Origin of the sequence: Chryseobacterium sp. Leaf405, from assembly GCF_001425355.1 — a bacterium.
In the GTDB taxonomy this organism is placed as follows: Bacteria; Bacteroidota; Bacteroidia; order Flavobacteriales; family Weeksellaceae; genus Chryseobacterium.
The window spans coordinates 128,734-151,039 of the sequence record NZ_LMQN01000001.1 but is presented as its reverse complement, the minus strand read 5'-3'; the positions used below and the strand labels follow the sequence as shown (position 1 = coordinate 151,039).

At 36.5% G+C, this 22,306-nt stretch carries 18 protein-coding genes; 16 read left to right on the top strand and 2 right to left on the bottom strand.

Going from position 1 to position 22,306, the window contains the following annotated elements; translation table 11 throughout:
• Positions 1–49: 49 nt before the first annotated feature.
• Together ASG22_RS00710 and ASG22_RS00705 are read right to left on the bottom strand one after the other, a co-directional pair.
• Positions 50–1,819, bottom strand: a complete 1,770-nt coding sequence (locus ASG22_RS00710; protein WP_055979056.1) for a flavin monoamine oxidase family protein — start codon at positions 1,817–1,819, stop codon at positions 50–52.
• A gap of 23 nt (positions 1,820–1,842) precedes the next feature.
• A complete protein-coding gene (locus tag ASG22_RS00705; RefSeq protein WP_055979054.1) occupies positions 1,843–3,030 on the bottom strand; it encodes an FAD-dependent oxidoreductase in 1,188 nt (395 codons plus the stop codon).
• 356 nt (positions 3,031–3,386) lie between these two features.
• Between ASG22_RS00705 and ASG22_RS21530 the strand changes: the two genes are divergently transcribed.
• From ASG22_RS21530 to ASG22_RS00625, 16 genes are all read left to right on the top strand, one after another.
• Complete coding sequence (locus tag ASG22_RS21530) at positions 3,387–3,716, top strand: DUF6660 family protein (RefSeq protein WP_317038846.1); 330 nt, start codon at positions 3,387–3,389, stop codon at positions 3,714–3,716.
• Between the two features lie 148 nt (positions 3,717–3,864).
• The gene (locus ASG22_RS00695; RefSeq protein WP_082504883.1) at positions 3,865–8,229 is read left to right on the top strand and encodes a CusA/CzcA family heavy metal efflux RND transporter; all 4,365 of its coding nucleotides are present in this window, start codon (positions 3,865–3,867) and stop codon (positions 8,227–8,229) included.
• 2 nt (positions 8,230–8,231) lie between these two features.
• Positions 8,232–9,467: an efflux RND transporter periplasmic adaptor subunit gene (locus ASG22_RS00690; protein WP_055979048.1), complete on the top strand. Its 1,236-nt coding sequence runs from the start codon at positions 8,232–8,234 to the stop codon at positions 9,465–9,467.
• 249 nt (positions 9,468–9,716) lie between these two features.
• On the top strand, positions 9,717–10,217 hold the full coding sequence (locus tag ASG22_RS00685) for a CinA family protein (RefSeq protein WP_055979045.1): 501 nt from the start codon (positions 9,717–9,719) through the stop codon (positions 10,215–10,217).
• A gap of 49 nt (positions 10,218–10,266) precedes the next feature.
• Entirely contained in the window at positions 10,267–11,019 is a 753-nt protein-coding gene (locus ASG22_RS00680; protein ID WP_055979042.1) for an SDR family oxidoreductase, read from the top strand.
• Positions 11,020–11,327: 308 nt separating this feature from the next.
• Entirely contained in the window at positions 11,328–12,149 is an 822-nt protein-coding gene (locus ASG22_RS00675; RefSeq protein WP_055979039.1) for an alpha/beta fold hydrolase, read from the top strand.
• 27 nt (positions 12,150–12,176) lie between these two features.
• Complete coding sequence (locus ASG22_RS00670) at positions 12,177–12,662, top strand: MaoC family dehydratase (protein ID WP_055979036.1); 486 nt, start codon at positions 12,177–12,179, stop codon at positions 12,660–12,662.
• Between the two features lie 74 nt (positions 12,663–12,736).
• A complete protein-coding gene (locus ASG22_RS00665; protein WP_055979033.1) occupies positions 12,737–13,648 on the top strand; it encodes an alpha/beta fold hydrolase in 912 nt (303 codons plus the stop codon).
• A gap of 39 nt (positions 13,649–13,687) precedes the next feature.
• A complete protein-coding gene (locus tag ASG22_RS00660; RefSeq protein ID WP_055979030.1) occupies positions 13,688–14,320 on the top strand; it encodes a hydrolase in 633 nt (210 codons plus the stop codon).
• 13 nt (positions 14,321–14,333) lie between these two features.
• The gene (locus ASG22_RS00655) at positions 14,334–15,722 is read left to right on the top strand and encodes an alginate export family protein (RefSeq protein WP_055979028.1); all 1,389 of its coding nucleotides are present in this window, start codon (positions 14,334–14,336) and stop codon (positions 15,720–15,722) included.
• Positions 15,723–15,745: 23 nt separating this feature from the next.
• The gene (locus tag ASG22_RS00650; protein WP_055979024.1) at positions 15,746–16,495 is read left to right on the top strand and encodes a M17 family peptidase N-terminal domain-containing protein; all 750 of its coding nucleotides are present in this window, start codon (positions 15,746–15,748) and stop codon (positions 16,493–16,495) included.
• Between the two features lie 6 nt (positions 16,496–16,501).
• Positions 16,502–18,391: an amidohydrolase gene (locus ASG22_RS00645; RefSeq protein WP_055979021.1), complete on the top strand. Its 1,890-nt coding sequence runs from the start codon at positions 16,502–16,504 to the stop codon at positions 18,389–18,391.
• 10 nt (positions 18,392–18,401) lie between these two features.
• Entirely contained in the window at positions 18,402–18,827 is a 426-nt protein-coding gene (locus ASG22_RS00640) for a DoxX family protein (protein ID WP_055979019.1), read from the top strand.
• Between the two features lies 1 nt (position 18,828).
• On the top strand, positions 18,829–19,302 hold the full coding sequence (locus ASG22_RS00635) for a Dps family protein (RefSeq protein ID WP_055979016.1): 474 nt from the start codon (positions 18,829–18,831) through the stop codon (positions 19,300–19,302).
• Positions 19,303–19,306: 4 nt separating this feature from the next.
• Positions 19,307–19,972, top strand: coding sequence for a YoaK family protein (locus ASG22_RS00630; protein WP_055979014.1), 666 nt, complete (start codon positions 19,307–19,309; stop codon positions 19,970–19,972).
• Between the two features lie 44 nt (positions 19,973–20,016).
• Positions 20,017–22,287 (top strand): histidine kinase dimerization/phosphoacceptor domain -containing protein, encoded by a 2,271-nt coding sequence (locus ASG22_RS00625; RefSeq protein ID WP_082504881.1) that lies wholly within the window; start codon positions 20,017–20,019, stop codon positions 22,285–22,287.
• Positions 22,288–22,306 lie beyond the last annotated feature (19 nt).

The window sequence follows — 22,306 nt, the reverse complement described above, 5'->3', positions numbered from 1 at the left end:
GTTTATTTTAGGAGCATGAGCCCCATGTTAATGATAATTAAAATAGATGTTACCAACCTAAATAATACTCAGGACTTAGCCAGTAAGGACGATCCAATCCAAAATATTCCTGAAGCATTTTTTCTGCCTCACAGAATGCGCCTTCTACCCAGCCTTGCTGATCGGAATAAGCTTCTCCAATGATATGAATCTGCTCATCAGATACAGGTTTTCTCATATAAGGCATTACATTTTCCACTGAATATCCGGCTTTCCAGGCGTGATAACCTGCGCCGAAAGGATCATCTGTCCAGTCTTTAAAATACGTCACATAAGGTTCAGGGATTGTTATATCGCCATGAAGTTCACGAAGTTGTGTCATCAGTTCATCAACCATTAATTTTGTTGCCTGTACATTATCCAATTCATGTAATTCTTTTAATGAAGCAGATTTTGAAGCTTTTACTTCAAAAAGAACTTTGTCATCAGAAAGTGCTTTCCAGAATGTTTCTGTTTCCATATCTCCGTAACTACCCAATAACATGGAATTGTTTGTATGTTCATCGGTTCCGAAATAATAACACTGTCTCATCGGTAAATCCGTAATTGAATGTCCGTGTTCTGTGATTCCCAAGTTTTCCCACCAAGGATAAGGAAAGCCCATCAAAATTTTAAACGCAGGTTCCATAATTACAGAACGGATATTATAATTCAGTGTTGAGTTTTCATTAATATTAAAGAAGAAATTATTCTGATCTAAAAGTTCCAGAGATTTTCTCGGCATTCCCAAAACAATAGAATTAGCATACACTTTCCATGTTTTGTTTGTTTTTAAATTAAGGAAAGTCAATTCATATTTATGAGTGTTTTGGAGGGCGTGATCTTTTCTGAAAGTAATCAATTTGTTCTCAGACCAGATAGTTGCGCCTTCCGTTTCATATTCCATATAAGAATTGGCAAGGGCATAGGCGATGCTGTCATAACCTTCCTGAATGGTTTTATATTTTACGTCTGCGGAGAAATCTCCAACCATGTAAGGAAAAGCTTCGGCAGCGTTCCAGTTGATCGTGTTTGAATAATATCCACCGGCATTGGCCAAAAATTCATAACCTTCCTGTGAAACCTGATCTTTAAGTAAATTCCAGAAACCTAAATCATTTACCAGGCGTCCGTCGTATGGTGAATTTGGAAAATTGTAAACCAATTTAGGTTTAATATCATCCCAATCTCTGCTGTCTAATTTAAAGCTGTAGTCATAAATAGATTTTTCGCTTTTGATGATTTTATTTCCATATTTTTCAGCAACCCATGGATCTGCCATCAATACATCATAAATAACTTTGTTAAATAATTGATCTGAGCTGAATCCCAAATCATCCTCATTTAAAAAATATCTTGTGATTAATTTTTCATCCTTATCCTGGGCAACATTCCAGGCATTTTGTTGCATATGTTCTTTTCTAAGATACATCAATAGTTGTGAATCTTTACCCATCGGGAAATCAATAGGTGTCATTGTATCTTTTAAAACCGGAATAAGCTTTTCTTTATCTAAAGGATCTGGATAACCTTCAATTAATGTCGTTACAATTTCCTGAGAGGTTAGGTAACGCATACCGCCCAATTCTCCCCAGAAATCCATTCCCGGCATGATAACAGATTCCAGTCTTCCGCCCAGTTTATTATTCATATCGAAAATCTGTACATCGCTTGGCTTGAATTTTTTGTCGGTTAACAAACGATAAGCGGTATACAATCCGGAAGTTCCGGCGCCGATAATGGCTACTTCTATTCTTAAATCAGGATGCATTCCTGGATTTAGAGGTGTGTTTTTGTTCATGGTATTTCAGTTTTTTATTTGATTTAAAATCTTTTGAAGTAATTTCTTCCCAATTGAAAAGGGGTAATGTCAAAATCAGTATGCCCGTCCAATACAAGATCAGTCATAATTTTTCCTAAAAACGGAGTGAATTTTGCTGCCCAACCGGTCGCATACACCACAATATTTTTGTGATTAGGAACATAGCTTGGTGCAAAGTCGATCAATAATTCTTTATTTTCGATGGTACTCAATGAAATAAGACACGTTGAAGTGTATTCCGGTTCAATTTCCAAACCTGTCATATGTTCTTCCACCCATTCGGCAGTATAATCAAGCTCTAATTTATTTGGAATCAATGTTCTTTCGCTAGGCTCATCAAGAGGAGTGATCACAAAATCGGGGGCTACACGAATATATTCAGGATGATCCCAATCCACAGAAGGGAAACCGTAAAACTGATTTCCGTTATTTCCCACTTTATTCTGGAACACAAACCAAGTCGGATATTGAATGGTTGGATCTGTTTTTTTGAAGTAAGCCGAAGCCATATTCCAATACGTTGCCTCAATTTTAAAATGCAATAAATTGATCACACTGTTGATGTAAGGACCAGGAATAATCGCTAATTTTTTTGTAATGTAGCTTCCGTTTGGAGTAACAATTTCAAAAAGTTCACCTATTTGATTAATTTTCAACACAGGCGAATTTTCTTCAAGATCAACTGATTCTGACTTTTTACAAAGATCTAAAAGTGTTTCGATAGTTGCTTTAAAATTGATGCTTGCACCATCCGGCTGAAATAATCCGGTATACGTTTCAGGAAGGTCTCTGAAATGATATTTTTCTTCGATTTCTTTTGAAGTGAGAGTCGTGTAGGGAACATTTAATGCTTTTAGGGCTTCTTCGGCTTCAGCGATATTTCCTTCTGTAGAATGTACGTTGGGGTCTCCGAACCAAAGCGTTCCCACTTTATCAAGCAGTTGAGTGTCGGTTTGTTTTTGCAGTTCGTCCCAATAAGGTATTGAATCCAAAGCCATTTGCACCATGTATTCATCAGGATATGGAATTCTGAACTGGCGGGAAACTCCGGCAGAGCTTCCCAGTTGATTCACAAAAGTAAATTGTTCCAGAACTAAAGTCTTTGCCTCTCTTTTTCCAAGATGATACGCAGTCGCAAGACCAATTGCACCGCCACCAATGACAATTACGTCATAATTTTCTGTTTTCATAAGTTTTCAGTTTATGGTTGTTTTTTTGAATAAAAAAAGGCAATAATATAATCGGATGTACCACGATCGTCAATCTGCAAATATTTTTAAATATGTTTCAATTATTCCAAATATTTGAAAGATGAATTTTCAACGCTTTTTTATGGTACATGCAAGTATATTATTGCCAAATTAATATGCTTTTCAAAGTAACAAATAAGAAAATATTTTGAGTAGAGTAGAAATAACCAATTGCCTTTTTGAGTAGAAATACTTAATATTTATACAGAATCTTTAAAATGAATATGTAGGTATCAGTCTAAAATTAAAACTACAAAAGTCTTTGGCTTATTATTTTTTGTACATTTGTCGGCAATATGTATTTATTACGGTTGTTTTTAGCGTTTTATTTCGTGGCTTTATCTATAATGCCATGCAATGATGTAGCCGTTGAGCAACTGAATACCAACAAGAATTTTTCTTACGTAATAAATAACACAAAAGAAGATTCTCACTCTGCAAATGACTCATGTTCACCGTTGTGTTTTTGCAATTGTTGCAGAATAACAGCTTCTGAATTTAAATTCGTTCCTATTCTGGATTTTGGTAAAGAAGTTAAAACCTATTTCTCAAAGAAAATTCATTTTCAGAAAAACGATTTCGCCTATTTGCTGTATGACCGGATTTGGCAACCTCCCAAAATTTAATTTTTTATTGATTTAATGGAAGACGTATGTCTTTCATCAATTTGTCGTGGAAACTTTGCAATACCGTTGCAACGTATTCCTGTTCATCTTTGTCACTCTTAATTCATGGTTGATGGATTGAGTTTGATGTTCAATAAAATTAAAATTCATGTTAGATCATATCATAAGATTCAGTATCAAAAACAAGATTATCATTGGGATAATGACGTTGATGCTCATCATTTGGGGTACCTGGAGTGCCACGAGACTGCCGATTGATGCCGTTCCAGATATCACCAACAATCAGGTTCAGATTATCACCGTTTGTCCAACTTTGGCAGGGCAGGAAGTCGAACAATTAGTCACGTTTCCAATCGAACAAAGTATTGCCAATGTACCGGATATCGAAGAAACTCGAAGTATTTCAAGGTTCGGACTGTCTGTCATTACGGTTGTTTTTAAAGAAAATGTAGATATTTACTTTGCCCGTCAGTTAATCAGTGAACAATTAAAACAAGCTTCCGAAGAAATCCCAAAAGAGGTAGGAACTCCCGAAATGGCACCTATGAGTACCGGTTTGGGCGAGGTTTATCAATATATTCTCCATCCGAAAAAAGGGAGTGAAAAAAAATACAGCAGTAAAGATTTACGCACTATGCAGGACTGGATCGTCCGCAGACAGCTCAACGGAACTCCCGGAATTGCAGAAATCAACAGTTTTGGTGGTGAATTAAAACAATACGAAGTTGCCATCAATCCGGATCGCCTGAAAGCAATGGGAATAAGCATTACGGATGTTTTTACTGCTTTAGAAAAAAATAATCAAAATACGGGAGGAGCGTATATTGATAAAAAACCAAATGCCTATTTCATACGAGGAATCGGAATTGTAACATCGATTGAAGATATTAAAAATATCGCTGTGAAAAATGAAACGGGAAGTGTACCGATTTTCATAAAAGATGTGGCGAATGTCGGTTTTGGTCACGCAGTCCGTTACGGTGCTTTGACTTATAACGGTGAAGTTGATGCCGTTGGCGGTGTCGTTATGATGTTGAAAGGTGCAAACAGCAATGAAGTCGTTCAAAGAATCAAAGATAAAATTCCGACTATTCAGAAATCGCTTCCGAACGATGTGGTGATTGAAACTTTTTTAGACCGAACCGATTTGGTGGGAAGGGCTATCAGCACAGTAGAAAAAAACTTAATTGAAGGGGCTTTAATTGTCATTTTCGTCTTAGTAATTTTCCTTGGAAATTTCCGTGCAGGTTTGATTGTTGCCTCAGCAATTCCGCTTTCATTATTGTTTGCTTTGGGAATGATGAATGTTTTCGGAGTAAGCGCCAATTTGATGAGCTTGGGAGCAATAGATTTTGGTTTGATTGTCGACGGAGCCGTAATTATTGTCGAGGCAACGTTACATCATTTAGGGTTGAGAAAAACGAATAAAATCCTTACCCAATCCGAAATGGATGAAGAGGTTTTCCTTTCTGCATCTAAGATCAGAAGCAGTGCTGCTTTTGGCGAAATTATAATATTAATCGTTTACATTCCCATCCTGACTTTGGTAGGTGTTGAAGGAAAAATGTTTATTCCAATGGCTAAAACAGTCGGATTCGCCATTTTGGGAGCATTAATTTTATCATTGACGTACATTCCGATGATGAGTGCCTTATTTTTATCTAAAAAGCCTATGAATAAAGAAACTTTCTCGGATAAAATGATGAATAAGCTTCAGAAAATCTATCAGCCTTTATTAGAAAAAGCGTTGAAAATAAAATATTGGTTAGTCGGCGGAACTGTCACTTTGCTTGCGTTTTCTGTGTTGATTTTCAGTAGAATGGGAGGCGAATTTATTCCGCAATTGCAGGAAGGAGATTACGCTTTTCACTGCATTCTTCCACAGGGAAGTTCGTTGAGTCAAAGTATTGAAACTTCGATGCAGGCTTCAAGAATTATTAAACAATTTGATGAGGTTAAAATGGTTGTTGGAAAAACCGGAGCCGCAGAAGTTCCGACCGATCCGATGCCACCGGAAGCAACCGATTTAATTGTCGTTTTGAAATCCCAAAAAGACTGGAAAACAAAAAAATCTTACGAGGAATTAGCTGATGAAATTTCTGAAAAACTGGAAAATATTCCCGGAGTTTTCTTTGAAAAAAATCAGCCAATCCAAATGCGTTTTAATGAATTAATGACTGGAATTCGTCAAGATGTTGCCGTGAAAATTTTTGGTGAGAATCTGGATTCTCTAGGAATTTATGCTGAGAAAACAGCCAAAGTGATTCAATCTGTAAAAGGAGCGACTTCTCCGCAAATTGAAAGAGTAAGTGGTCTTCCGCAAATTAATGTTGAATACGACAGAACCCGAATGGCAAATTACGGTTTGAATATCGAAGACGTCAATAATGCTGTAAGCACCGCTTTTGCAGGGAAATCTGCCGGTCAGGTTTTTGAAAACGAAAGAAGATTCGATCTGGTTGTTCGCTTGGACAGTCTGAACCGAACCAATATTGATGATGTGAATAATCTAATGATTTCAACCAATTCCGGTGCGCAGGTTCCGTTGTCTCAGGTGGCAAATATCAGTTACAAATTGGGTCCTGCACAAATCAGCCGGGAAGCTGGAAAACGAAGAATAGTGATTGGCTTTAATGTAAAAGACCGTGATGTGCAAAGCGTTGTTGAGGAAATTCAACATAAATTAGATGGAAAAGTTAAGTTGCCTTCCGGATATTACTTTACGTATGGCGGTCAGTTTGAAAATTTAAAAGCCGCAAGCGAAAGACTAATGATTGCCGTTCCCGTTTCATTATTATTGATTTTCCTGTTGTTATATTTTACGTTTCATTCGTTCAAACAAGCGGCGTTGATTTTCACTGCCATACCAATGAGCGCCATTGGCGGGGTTTTCGCTTTATTGTTAAGAGATATGCCGTTCAGTATCAGTGCAGGAATTGGGTTTATTGCCTTATTTGGAGTCGCAGTTTTGAATGGAATTGTTTTAATCGGAACGTTCAATCAACTGGAAAAAGAAGGCGAAACCAATATTCTGAAACGGGTAATGGAAGGAACGAAAACCCGATTAAGGCCGGTTTTAATGACGGCAACAGTGGCTTCATTAGGTTTTTTACCGATGGCAATTTCCACAGGGGCAGGTGCGGAAGTTCAGAAACCTTTGGCAACCGTTGTTATCGGAGGTTTGGTGACGGCAACTTTCCTGACTTTGTTCGTTTTACCGATGTTATATATTATTTTTAATTCTAAAATTAATTTTAAAAATTTTAAATCTAAAAAGGTTACGACAGTAATTATTCTTGGATTTTTATTTTTCGGACAAACATTTAACGCACAACAGGGAAATTCTTTGACAGTACAGCAAGCGACTCAAATTGCTCTGGAAAACAGTTATTTAATGAAATCGAAAGATTTGGATATTCAATCAACTGAAGCTTTGAAACCGACTGCAAGAGAACTTCCTAAAATGAATGTTGATGCGCAATTGGGACAATATAATTCAAGAAAATTCGACCAGTCTTTTTCTATTTCTCAGACGATTCCGTTTCCGACTTTGTTTAAGGCGAGAAAAGAGCTGATCAACGAGCAGATCAAGGGAAAGCAAATCAATAGGGAAATTTCGGCAAATGAATTGGCAAAACAGGTCAGAACCTATTATTATCAGATTGAATATCTGCAGTATAATCAGTTAAAATTGAAAAATTTAGATAGTTTGTATAATGATTTTATCCGAATTGCAACCGTACGGTTTAAAGCAGGAGATATTAAGAAAATTGAAATTAATACTGCGGAAACTCAAAAAGGCGAAATCAATTTATTGTTAAAACAAAACGAAGTGTATTTGACGAATGCTTATAAAAATTTAAAAACCGTTTTAAATACTTCAGAAGATATTTCTGTTCCGTTTGACCAAAATTACCAGCCTTTGAGAGCCAATTATGTTCTGCATAGCTCGGCTATTGCAAAACATCCTTTGGTAAAGGTTTTTTATCAGGAAATGGAAATTGCTGAAAAGAATAAAAATGTCGAAAAATCACAAGGACTTCCCGAATTCACAATTGGTTATACGAATCAGTCGTTGATAGGTTTTCAGAATGTGAATGGGATGGAACAGTATTTCAATGGAGGAAACCGTTTTCATTCGGCAACAATTGGTGTCTCAATTCCTTTAACTTTTGGTACGACAAAGGCGAGAATGGAGTCTTTTGATTTCCAAAAACAAATGGCGGAATCGAATGCGAAATTCCAGCAAAAACAATTGGAAGCGCAGCTGGAGAATGCTTTAAACCAATATCAGCAAAATATAAAACAGTACGAATATTATGTAAATCAGGCAATTCCGAATGCCGAAAAAATTACAAAAGCGGGGCAATTGGGCTACAAAACAGGAGAAATCTCTTACGTGGAGTATCTTCTTGCGCTACAAACTGCTACCAATATTCAGTTAAAATATCTGGAATCCATTCAGCAGGTAAACGAATCTGTTATTATCATTAATTCAATCATAAATCAATAAAAATGCAAATCAAATATAAAATCATTTCGTTAGTATTCATCTCACTTTTTCTCATAAACTGTGGAAAAAAAGAAGAACCACAAGATGAAATTAGAACGGAACAAGCAGAAGAGAATCACGATGAAACGCCACAAACTATTGCGGAATTGACCAAAGAACAAATGAAATCGGTTGGTGTAACGTTGGGAAATATAGAAATGAAAGAACTGACTTCAACCATCAAAGCCAACGGTTTATTGAGAGTTCCCAACAACAAAAAAGCTACCGTAACTTCGTTGTATGGTGGTGTTATACAAACGATTAAAGTTCAGATTGGAGATTTTGTAAAAAAGGGTCAGATTTTGGCAACCATTAATAATCCGGAATATATTCAGGTTCAGGAGCAATATTTAACGGTCAACAGCAGAATTTCTTTTGCAGAACAGGAATTCAGAAGACAGAAAGAGTTGTTTGATAATGATGCAGGAGCGAAAAAGAATCTTCAAAGCGCTGATGCAGAGCTGAAAAGTTTGAGAACTCAGCGGGCTTCTTTGCAAAGACAATTACAATTAATGGGAATTAGTCCTGGGAAAGTTACGAATGGAAATTTACGTTCAGGTTTGGTGATTACGTCGCCGATTAGTGGAACAGTCAGCAATATCAATGCACAGATTGGAAGTTATGTAGATGTTTCGTCTCCGGTTTTGGATATTATTGATAACCAATCGATTCATCTTGATTTACAGGTTTTTGAGAAAGATTTACCCAAAATGAAAGTAGGGCAAATCGTTCATTTTAAACTTACCAATAATCCTGAAACAGAATATGATGCGAAAATTTACAGTATCGGTTCATCCTTTGAAAATGAAAGCAAAACAATTTCCGTTCACGCTAACGTTACAGGAAATAAAATAGGTTTAATTGATGGGATGAACATTACCGGAATTGTGAGTCTGGATAAAAGTACGACGACAGCCATTCCTGACGAAGCGATTGTGGAAGCCGATGGAAAATATTATTTTTTTGTTCAGACCCATAAAAAGGCGGAGGAACATCACGAAGAAAATCAAAACAAAGAAACTAAGGAAAATTCTAAAACAGTAAATTTTGAAAAGATTGAAATCGTAAAAGGTGCTTCTGATATGGGTTACACGGCAATAACTTCTGTTTCTCCAATTGCTCAGGACGCAAAAATTGTAGTAAAAGGGGCATTTTTTGTGAATGCAAAACTAACGAATTCAGGAGAGCATGAGCATTAAAATAAATATCTCCAGAGTATTTTGAAACTGTAAAAATACTTTGGAGAATTACATAACTTTATTAAGAATCTTATAATTCCTAATAGGTAATAATCTGTTCTATGAGTACAGTCATATAAAAGCTAAGAGGAGAATCGTAAATTTGGTGTAAAGTTAGATGTTTTCGGCTTATATTTTGATTACAGGATAAATACTGTTTTCGATAACAGTTTTAGACTAAATTTTTACCACACACCAAATATAAAAATTATGGAATTTCAAAAAAACCTTCTGGAATATATCAGCCAGTCGTTAATGACGACGGGCGAGAGCATTTCCGTTGTAGAAAGTGTTACTTCAGGCTGCCTGCAATTAGCTTTTTCCCAAATGCCCAACGCTTCTTTATTTTATAAAGGCGGAATGACTGTTTACACATTACCCGAAAAAGTACGACTGCTGAATGTTGAAAAAACAGAGGCGGAAGATTGCGACTGCGTATCAGAAAATATCGCAGAAACGATGGCTCTGAATGTTGCAAAATTATTCAATACCGATTGGTCGATCTCCACAACAGGGTATTGTACACCGATCCGGAACTCATCGTATAAGATTTTTGCTTATTTTTCTTTCGCTTATAAAGGGGAAGTTATTCTAACCAAAAAATTGGAACTTCACCCTAAAACCCAAGCCCTGAATGCACAGTTATATTATACGGAATTCATTTTGGGATGTTTTAAGAGTGAAATTAATCAACTATTAATATTAAAATAAAAACAAATCAAGTCGATACAGAATACAAAAAGCTGTAAAAATCTTAAATATGATGAAATTGAAATTAGAAAATAAGTCTGTTCTTATCACCGGAGCAGACAGCGGAATTGGTCGTGCAGCTGCTTTACTTTTAGCGAAAGAAGGAGCAAATATTGCAATCATTTACTATTCTGATGATGAAGATGCAGAAAAAACAAAAACAGAAATTGAAAATTTAGGGAGAAAATCTATTATTTTTAAAGGTGATATTAATGACTTTGAATTTTGTAAACAGACTGTACAAAAAGTTGTTTCTGAATTTGGAGGAATTGATATTTTAATCAACAATGCAGGAGTTCAGTTTCCCGCAAAAAGTATTGAAGAACTGGAAGAAGAAAATATCAGAAAAACGTTTGATTCTAATATTATAGGAATGATTCTTCTAACGAAAGTTGTTTTTCCATATTTAAAACAGGGAAGTTCAATTATCAATACAACCTCTGCCACTGCGTATCAAGGTCATGAAGAGCTATTAGATTATTCTGCAACAAAAGGAGCAATTGTTTCTTTTACACGTTCGCTGGCATTGCAGGCAAAACCTAAAGGAATTCGTGTAAATGCTGTGGCTCCGGGACCTGTGGCAACTCCTTTAACGGAAGAAACATTCGGTGATGAAAAAGAAGATTCTAACAAACCTCCTTTCGAAAGAAATGCTACACCGGAAGAAATTGCAACAAATTTCCTGTTTTTAGCAAGCGACGATGCCGCACAGATTACCGGACAGGTTCTTCATCCCAACGGTGGTTTAATTATTAATGGTTAAATATTTGAAAATTAATTAATTAATTATAATCTATAAATACAAAAGAGAGACTTTTTTAAGGTCTCTCTTTTATTTTGCTGTAAAATCATCTGATATTTATTCATGAAGATTTATACTTTACGATAAAGATTACTTGTCTTTTATATAATTCTAAATAATGGAATCATAAAATTACGGTATTTCGTAAATTTCAATTCTTTCGTTTTGTATTTAATTGTTTGATATTCAATTGTTTATTTGTTTCGGGCTGTTTTTGGCAATTAATGTTTTGATTTTAATCATTAATCCAACATTAAAAATTTAACAAAATGAGTACACTTACATTAAAAGACGGAACAGAAATTTTTTACAAAGATCAAGGAAAAGGACCGGTATTGATGTTTCACCACGGATGGCCTTTATCATCAGACGATTGGGATGCGCAGGTCATTTTCTTCTTGCAGAGAGGTTACAGAGTTGTGACGCATGACAGAAGAGGTCACGGTAGATCCAGCCAGGATATTTACAACCATACCATCGAACAGTACGCTTCTGATGCGGCTGAGTTGGTAGAATTTTTAGACCTGAAAGATGTAGTTCACATCGGTCACTCAACAGGTGGTGGTGAAGTAATAAGATATGTCAATAAATATGCTAACGGAAGAGCGAAAAAAGCAGTTTTAATCAGTGCAGTTCCGCCGGTAATGGTAAAAAGTGAAACAAATCCGGATGGTGTTCCGATGGAAGTTTTCGATGGCATCAGAGAGCAGACTTTAAATAACAGAAACCAGTTTTATATCGATTTAACATTCCCTTTTTACGGGTACAATAGAGAAGGTGCGACTGTAAAAGAAGGTGTACAGAAAAACTGGTGGAGACAGGGAATGATGGGTGGAATTGTAGCACATTATGACGGGATCAAGGCCTTTTCTGAGACCGATTTAACGGAAGATTTAAAAGCTGTGGATATTCCTGTTTTGGTAATGCATGGTGAAGATGATCAGATTGTTCCGATCGATAATGCAGGTAGAAAATCTATCAAATTACTGAAAAACGGAAAAATCATCACGTATCCCGGTTTCCCTCACGGAATGCCAACTACAGAGCATGAAACGATTAATAAAGATCTTTTGGAGTTTATTGCTGAATAATAACTTTTCTATCAAATCTAAAAACTTATGGAAAACTCAAATTCAACATCAGCATTCAATCCTGAAGATTTTGCGATAGTAAAGGCCCGCACTTTTGATGAATTGGTTGTGGGAGAAGTATTTCGCGCACCAAGCAGAACTCTTACTGATGCACACGCTTCAGCTTTTCAAACGGTTTCATGTGATAATCACCCGATTCATTACGATGCAGAATATGCCAAGAGATTTGGTCACGAAGCGCCTGTGGTTCACGGTTTACAGGTTTTAGCATTCACTGCGCCTGGGGCAACGTTGCTTCCGCATTATTTCGGAAATGTTTTCATTGCTTTTTTAGAATTGTCGTGTAATTTTTTAAAGGAAGTTCATTCCGGAGATACTCTGTATTCTTCATTGACCATTACCGATTTAACTCCACAAGGAGATAAGGGAGTCGTTACTACCAAAGTGACTGTTTACAACCAAAAATCTGAACTTGTACTGGAAGGTCAGCATAAATATTTGCTGAAAAGATAAATTTTATAAAAACTAATCATCCGACATTTTTTTAGGAAACATCTGTCAAAATCAACCTTGAAATATCATCAATTATGAAACTAAAATCAATTCTTGGAACTGCGGTTTTATTATCAGCCATATTCTTTACCAATATCAACGCACAAACTACTGCGAAATCTACAAAAGCGAGAGCAGAATACATCGAAGTAGAGCCTAATGTAAAACTTCACGTTATCGACCTTGGTGAAGGCAAACCTGTTGTTTTAATCCACGGATATCCTTTAAATGACGCTTCCTGGGAATACCAATATCTTCCTTTGGTAAAAGCAGGTTACCGTGTTATCGCAATCACTTTGAGAGGATTCGGACAGTCAGACAAACCTTATGGAAAATATGATTATGACCAGTTTGCTTCCGACATCAAAACGGTGTTAGACAAATTAGATATCAAAGATGCAACATTGGGCGGACATTCAATGGGCGGTGCAATCGCTTTACATTATGTGGCAAAATACAACGCTGCACACGTCAGCAAATTAGCACTATTCGCAGCTGCAGCACCAGTTCACACTAAAAAACCGGATTATCCATATCCGTTATTCACAAAAGAAGAAATCACCAACTGGGTAGACCGTGTGAGCGTAGACAGACCGGGATTACTGAACACCATCGGAGAAAGATTCGTTTTATCTGCAACTTCAGTTCCGGCGGGAATCGGAGCGTGGTTAGGAGGAATCGAAATGCAGTCATCTGCCTATGCAATGGAACAGGCATTAATCGCTTTAAGAGACGAAGATTTGAGAGGTGATTTACCGAAAATAAAAATTCCTACTCTTATTATGCAGGCAAAACAGGATAGGATCGTTGCTTATGCGCTAGCTGAACAAATGAATAAAGCGATCAAAGGTTCAAAATTAATTCCTTTTGAAAACAGCGGGCACGCATTATTTATTGAAGAAAAAGACAAATTCAACGAAGAATTTTTAAAATTTCTAAAACAATAATTTCTTCAAACTAAAAATTAACAATAAAATAAAACTTTTATGAAACCATCACCAAAATTATTATCTCCGGATAACCATGCACTTGTATTAATTGATTTTGAAGGTCAAATGGCATTTGCAACAAAAAGCATTTCGATGAATGAACTGCGCAACAACGTTGCCGTAATCTGTGGGGCTTCCAAAATATTTAATGTTCCGACCGTTGTAACAACTGTTGCTGAAGAAAGTTTCTCAGGACCCGTTTTCCCGGAAATTGAGGAAGCGTATCCGATGGCAACTTCAAACTATATCGACAGAACGACAATGAACACGTGGGAAGACGAAAATGCTTACAAGACTATTGTAGGAACACAGAAACAAAAATTGGTTTTCGCAGGATTATGGACGGGCGTTTGTATCGTTGGACCTGCTTTGTCTGCTTTGGAAGAAAATTATGATGTGTACGTTATCACCGATGCCTGCGGCGATGTGAGCGATGAAGCACACGAAAGAGCTATCCAGAGAATGATTCATGCCGGGGTAAAACCAATGACATCCATTCAGTATATTTTAGAATTACAGAGAGATTGGGCACGTCAGGAAACGTATGTTGCAGTAACTGATTTGATGAAAAAGTACGGCAGTTCTTACGGGCTGGGTATTCACTATGCTCACAAAATGATCAAACATTAATCTAAAATTTTCAATGTTGAAATCTGCACATTCCATATCGTTTTTAAAAATTATCGTTCTCTTAATTTTTATGTGTTCTGAAAATTTATTGGCTCAAAGTTTTAAACTTCTGCGTTACGATGAAAATTATGAATATTTAAAAGATTCTGCTGATACTTTTTATAATAAGGTTAAATTTCTTCCGCTCAATAAAAAGAAAGATGTCTATCTGTCTTTCGGTGGCGAAGCCCGGTTTGAATATGTGGATTTCAACAACGAAGATTGGGGCAGGCTCAATATCGGTCACAACAACTTCTTTCTGCAACGGTATGATGTTCACGTGGATTTACATTTGGGAAAAAATATTCGGGTGTTTTCACAAGTCAGAAGTGCGTTACAAAACGGAAGAAAAAACGGTTCGAGGGGAATTGATGAAGACCAATTGAGCGTTCAGAATCTATTTATTGATGCCAATGTGATTAATAAACCAGAACAAAAACTAACCTTCAGAGTGGGTCGGCAAGAACTGGATTACGGTTCGGGAAGATTAATTTCTGTGAGAGAAGGTCCAAACGCAAGGCTTTCATTTACCGGAGCCAAAGCGATGTATTCGTACAAAAATGTTTCGGTGGATGCTTTCGCAATGATGGCAGATAGCATCAATACGGGAGTTTTCGATAATACAATTTCAAAACAGCTCAATCTTTGGGGTGCTTACTCAAAAATTATTATCCCAAAAGCCGGAAATCTCGATTTGTATTACATCGGAATCCGCAGAGACGAATCTGTTTTTGAAGTAGGAACTGCCACAGAAAAACGCCACACTATCGGTGGAAGACTGTGGAAATACGGTGGCGGATTTATCTATAATCTTGAAGCTGCGTATCAGTTCGGAACGTTTGGGAATGAAGATATTTCAGCGTGGACAGGTTCTGTAGACATCGGATATTTATTTGAAAATGTAAAATTCAAGCCGAGCATCAATCTTCGAAACGATTACATTTCCGGGGACAAATCCAAAGAAGACGGGAAGCTTAATACCTTCAATCCGTTGTACCCGAAAGGTGGATATTTTGGCTTCAGTCCGCAGGTTGGACCCGTCAATTTAATAGATATTCATCCTTATGCGACATTGGATTTAACGTCAAAACTGAAAATGCAGGTCGATGTTGTTTTCAACTGGAGATATTCCCTGAACGACGGGGTTTACCGACCAAGCGGAGTATTAAACCGTCCTGGAAGCAGCTCAGACAAAAGATATATCGGAACTGCCTATCTAACCAATTTTACATACAGTTTCAGCAAATTTATCTCTCTGGTGAGCGGAATTCAGTATTTCCAGAAAGGCGAATTTATCGAAGATATTATTCCTAATGCGAAAAGTGGTGTCTTTTATAACATCCGTTTAGGATTCAAATTTTAATCATCAATCTAAAATCATTTATTATGCAACATTCAATTTCAAAATATTTTAACTGGTCTAAAGCAATGCTTACTGCATTTGTTTTAACAACTTCAGTAACTAATTTCGTTTCAGCACAGACTGCAACGGCTGAAACAAAAACGGCAGTCGGAACCACCAAAAACTGGGGAACTGTTGACGGCGTTTCCATCGTTGGTTTAGTACAGGGACCTTCCGCCGCAGTGGCAGATTTACAGATTGCCTGTGTTTTCGAATATACAGACGGTGATATTTTCCATCCGCCTGCGCTTCCCAAAGATTTGAACGGAATGGTTCATCTTGATGAAGCTTTAAAAGGAATTATTACCGATGTCAGAAAAAGCGGGAAATTCCAGGGGCATGCATTGGAAACTTTATTAATTTCTCCTCCAAAAGGGAGTTTATCTTCAAAAAAATTATTGTTAATCGGATTGGGAGACAGAAATTCTTTTGACGCAGACTTAATGAAAGAAGTAGGAAGTGTGGCAATGAGAGAAGCATTGAAATTACAGGTAACAACCGCTTCTTTCGCAAGTGACTTAAAAGATGCAGGAATCGATTCTCCGACTGCTTTGGTAGCAGAAAATGTAGTCTTGGGAGCGTTTGATGCGTATCGTGCACAGTCTTATTTAAAAAGTAAAAGTTTTTCAGATGAATTAAAGCTGAAAAAACTTATTTTATTGGCTGGCCCATCATTTTTTACCGTTGCTGGTGGAGGAATTCAGGATGCAATTTCAAAATTGAATGTAAAATAATTCAGTATGAAAGCAAACTTAATTTTATTTAACGGAAAGATTCACAGTTTCAACAAAGAAACACCGGATATTTCTGCAGTTGCTATCAAAGAAGGAAAAATTATAGCTGTCGGAAACGATGGTTTGGTTGACCAGTTTTCTGAAGAATCAACAAAAATTATCGATTTAAAAAAGAGGAGAGTAGTTCCCGGAATCAATGATTCTCATATACATTTGATTCGTGGTGGACTAAATTATAATCTTGAATTAAGATGGGACGGCGTTCCTTCATTAGCAGATGCTTTGAGAATGTTGAAAAATCAGGTAGACCGTACACCTTCTCCGCAGTGGGTTCGTGTGGTCGGTGGTTGGACAGAATTTCAGTTTGCAGAAAGAAGAATGCCGACGTTGGAAGAGATTAATGCGATTGCTCCCGAAACTCCGGTTTTTATTCTTCATTTGTATGACAGAGCATTGATGAACAGAGCAGCTTTAAAAGCGGTTGGTTTTACAAAAGATACTCCGGCTCCGGCAGGTGGTCAAATCGAAAGAGATGCTAACGGCGAGCCTACGGGCTTGATTATCGCCACGCCAAACGCCATGATTTTGTATTCAACTTTAGCCCAAGGTCCGAAATTATCGTTTGAACATCAAATGAATTCTACCAGACATTTTATGACGGAACTAAACCGTTTCGGAATTACAAGTGTAATAGATGCAGGTGGTGGTTTTCAGAACTTTCCGGATGATTATCAGGTGGTGAATGAACTCAACGAAAAGAAACAGCTAACGGTAAGAATTGCCTACAATTTATTTACGCAAAAACCAAAGCACGAATTTGAAGATTTCAGCGATTGGATCAATACCGTAAAATTATATCAAGGCGATGATATGTACCGTCACAACGGGGCAGGAGAGATGTTGGTGTTTTCGGCAACAGATTTTGAAGATTTTCTACAGCCAAGACCCGATTTGCCCGAAAATATGGAAGCAGATCTGGAAAAAGTCGTGAGATTATTGGTGGAAAACCGCTGGCCTTTCAGACTTCATGCAACGTATAACGAAAGCATTACGAGATTTTTAAATGTTTTTGAAAAAGTAAATCAGGATATTCCATTCAACGGATTACCATGGATTTTCGACCACGCAGAAACGATTGATGAAAAAAATATAGAACGTGTAAAAATGCTCGGCGGCGGAATCGCTATTCAAAGCAGAATGGCATATCAGGGTGAATATTTTACCGACCGATACGGAGAAAATGCCGCTGAAAATACACCACCCATCAAAAAAATGCTGGAAATGGACGTTCCTGTTGGCGGCGGTTCTGATGCAACGAGAGTCAGCAGCTATAATCCTTGGGTTTCAATGTATTGGCTGACAGTTGGGAAGACGGTTGGCGGACTTCAATTGTATTCTGATACCAGATTAGACCGAAATGTTGCGCTGGAATTGTATACCAAAGGAAGTGCATGGTTTTCTCAGGAACAGCAGAAAAAAGGGGATATCCAGGTGGGAATGTTTGCAGATTTGGCAGTTTTAGACAAAGATTATTTCACCGTTGATGATGAAGATATTAAAAATATCGAATCTGAAATGACGGTTGTAGATGGTAAAATCGTTTATGCTAAAGGTGAATTCTCTTCATTTGCGCCACCGTCGATTCCTGTTCTTCCGGATTGGTCGCCAACGAATCTTTATAATGGATATTCTCCTGTCGGCGGACATTTTCAGGCAACAATTGAAAAAAATGCAAAGTCGGGTGTAAAAGCACCTTTGACTTCTCAGATTCATAGTTGTGCAGGAAGTTGCGACGTTCACCATCATAATCATGATACGGCAAGATTGAGTAACGTTCCTGTGAACAATTACCATTCATTTTGGGGTGCATTAGGATGTTCTTGCTTTGCTTTTTAAAAATTAAATTATGGAAATTGTAAAACAAATTCTTTCATCAGATTTAGGTTCGTCATTCAATGATGCTGCATTTCTAGTGTTCAGAATACTTTTGGGAGTTGAACTGTTCCGGGTTCATGGATTGAAAAAATTCAGACTTGAAAACGGGAAAAAAGAAGTTGTCCCGAATCCGCTTGGGCTTCCTGATAAAATGAATGCTTTGGTTGCGTCGCTTGCGGATACAGTAGTTCCTTTTTTAATTATTTTAGGATTGGGAACTCGTTTGGCGGTGTTGCCAACGATTGGTGTCACTGCAATCGGTTATTTTGTTGTTCACAGAAAAGATTCTCTAGAAGTGCGCGACGTTCCTTATATGTACACCTTGTCTTTATTATTAATTCTTGCGTTAGGCGCAGGAAGATATTCACTCGATTATTATTTATTAAATTTACTTTAAAATGAAAACTTCAATAGGAATTAAAACAGAAAATTTAGCAAAAGTAGCTGAAGTATTAATTAAAACTTTAGCCGACGAATTTATATTATACACCAAAACCAGAAAAGCACACTGGAACGTTGAAGGTGCAGATTTTTATAACAAACATCTGTTCTTTGAAGCACAATACGGACAGCTGGACGAAATCATTGATGTACTTGCAGAAAGAATCAGAACCTTGGGGCATTATGCACCGGCAACGTTGAGAGAATACAGTGAGCTTACCCATCTTTCTGAATCTCCCTTACAGTCTAATGACAGTCTAACGTATATGAAAGAGTTACTTTCTGACCACGACAGCATTATTATTCATCTGCGTGAAAATATTAACAATTTCGCCGAGGAATTCAAAGATGCAGGAACCAGCGATTATATCACAGGATTATTAGAAACTCACGAGAAAATGGCTTGGATGCTGCGCTCACATTTAAAATAACAGGATGGAAATAAAACATAATATTGGCTTTGTCACTTTGCTGTTAACGATGATTGCAGGGTATTGTGATACCGTAACTTTTGTCGCTGCAGATTCTATCTTTTCGGCGCACGTTACGGGTAACTTTATTGTTTTTGCCTACCAGTTTGTAAAGGGGTCGGATATTCATGCCTGGGTAAAATTACTGACTTTTCCGGTATTTATTTTAGCGGTAATTGCTGGCGGAAGAATCGCGGGAAAAGTGCTAAATCATTACACGATTCTGTTTTGGGAAGGTTTGTTTCTGCTGTTAGCGGGACTTATAGTTTCCGTTCTTAATTATTTTGGAATGTTTGATAAGACAATGATGTATTCTGTGGTGATGTTGACTGTTTTTGCAATGGGACTTCAGAATGCTTTCGGGAAATTATATGCCAAAGAAACACACGGCCCGACTACCATGATGACAGGAAACGTAACACAAGCCTCTCTGGATTTTGGAACTCTTCTGAAAAATGGTTTTAATGATGCTGATGCGATGATAAGCTTGAAAAAACAGCTTATTTTAATCATTGGTTTTTTGATTGGATGTTTTCTGGGAGCGTATGCAGGGAAATATTTTGGTCTTGTCACTTTGATTTTTCCCGGTCTGGCAATGATGATTTGTTATTATTATCACCGTAAAATCTGAACTGAAGGTTAGCAACTATTTAGATAATAGATTATCTTTAAACAATGAATTCCACATTTAATTCTATTAGTAATAATCTACTGAAAAGCTTTTGTTTTTTGTTTGTTCTGATGTTTTTAAGTATACATATAAAAGCGCAGAAGAAAGAAAATTCTGGGTTGCTGCGAAAACAGATGGCTGCATCAAGCAATAATAATGAAAAAGTGGAATTGCTGTTGAGGCTGGGAGATTATTATTTAACAAAGCCCGGTGAATTGAAAAAAGATCTCGATAGTGCAGCGATTTTGAATAAAGAAGCAATAAGTCTAAGCCTGAAAATAAATAATAAACTTGGTATAGGAAAATCGATGCTTTTAGAAGCAAGAATTGATAAGGAACGTGGTAAATGGGATATTGCGACTTCTAAAATGAAAAAATCAATTGATTATTTTTTGAACAATAAAATGCAGGAGCAGACTGGAGAAGCTTATAATGAGCTTTCTTATATGTACAATAATGATCCTGAATATTTTGACACTAAAGTAAAACTTAAAGAAAAGGCTTTAATATATTTTAATAGTTCACGAGCTGTCTTAAAAAAAGCTTTGGTTCTGAGGGATTTAGCAGAGCTTTATAGTATTAAAGATGATCCTGAAAAAACAATTAAATTACTCAAGCAGTCATTGGCTGCCTATCAGTCTATTAAGTATAAAAATGTACAAACGGTTTACAAACTTTTATCTTTGGCGGAGGTTCAGAAAGGTGATCTTAAAGAAGCATTACGGTATGCAAATTTAGCTGAAAAAACGAGTGAAGACGTAGGTGATAATTCCGTAGAAATGAGTTCTATTTATAATCAGGTTGGTCTGGTTTATTATTATTTACGTAAAGACCAAAGCGCAATGGATTATTGGGAAAAGGCACTTGTCGTTGCCAAAAAAAATAAAAATAATCCTTTTATACGTACGGTTTCGTCTAATATTTCTACAATGATAATTAGGCGTAAAAAATTCAAAGAAGGCATTGAGATGATTAAGGAGTATAAAAAAAAATATCCCATTAATGATAAAGAATTTGAAATGAGGGAAAATTATATTCTATTTCATACCTATACCACTCTGAAACAACTTAAAGATGCCGAATATTACTATAAAAAATTAATAGATTATTATGGTGAAGATGGTGGAAAAGGAAATAGCCAGACTTCAGTGTTGTTAAGTTTTTCGATGTACCATCTTTACAAAAAAGATTATGAAGCCTTTTATAAAAGTGTTAGACTTTTAGATTCATTGAGTTCAAAAATGGGAAACGATTTGCTGAGTTCACAAAATTTTTTGCTATGGTTTAAAGCTGATAGTATGAGAGGAAAATATCCGGATGCCATTAAGCATTATCAATTATTTAAAAAGCATTCAGATTCTGTTTTTAATGGCGAAAAAAGCAGACAGATTAACAGTTTACAGATTCAGTTTGAAACCGAGAAAAAAGACAAAAATATAAAACTGCTCACCCAGCAGGGCAAAACTCAAGAGGTAGTCATTCAAAATGAAAAAATGATACGCTATTTTTTTATTGGAAGTTTAATTGCTTTGGTGTTATTCCTGGCATTGCTTTTCAACCGCTCAAGACTGAAAAATAATGCCAATAAAAAATTAGAAATAAAACGTAAGCAAATTGACGAACAGAACGAGCAGCTTAAAAAACTTCTGGCTGAAAAAGAATGGTTGTTAAAGGAAATTCATCACAGAGTAAAAAACAATTTACAGATTGTTATTAGTCTTTTAAACACACAGTCCGCTTATTTGGAAAATGAAGATGCGTTGATGGCAATTCAAAACAGCCAGCACAGAATGCACGCCATGTCGCTGATTCACCAGAAATTATACCAATCGGATAACCTTTCGATGATTGATATGTCCTGGTATATTTATGAACTGATTACCTATATTAAAGAATGCTATTCATCAGAAAAAAATATCAACTTTATTTTAGATACTGAAAAAGTATTTTTAGACGTTGCACAGGCGGTTCCTATGGGATTGATTGTGAATGAGGCAATCAATAATACGGTAAAATATGCATTTCCTAAAGATGCAAAAGGTGAAGTAAGTATTTCGTTTAAAAATACAGAAAAAGATTTTTATCAGTTAATTATTTCAGATAACGGAATAGGTTTGCCGGAAGATTTTAATATTGATGAAACGGAATCTTTGGGAATGAACCTGATGAGAGGATTAGCCGATCAGCTGGACGGAACATTCTCTCTTGAAAATAAAAATGGTCTCAAGATCATGGTCACATTTAGAAAAAAAACAGAAATTGAAACTTCGAACTGAGAGGTGGAAATTCTAACAA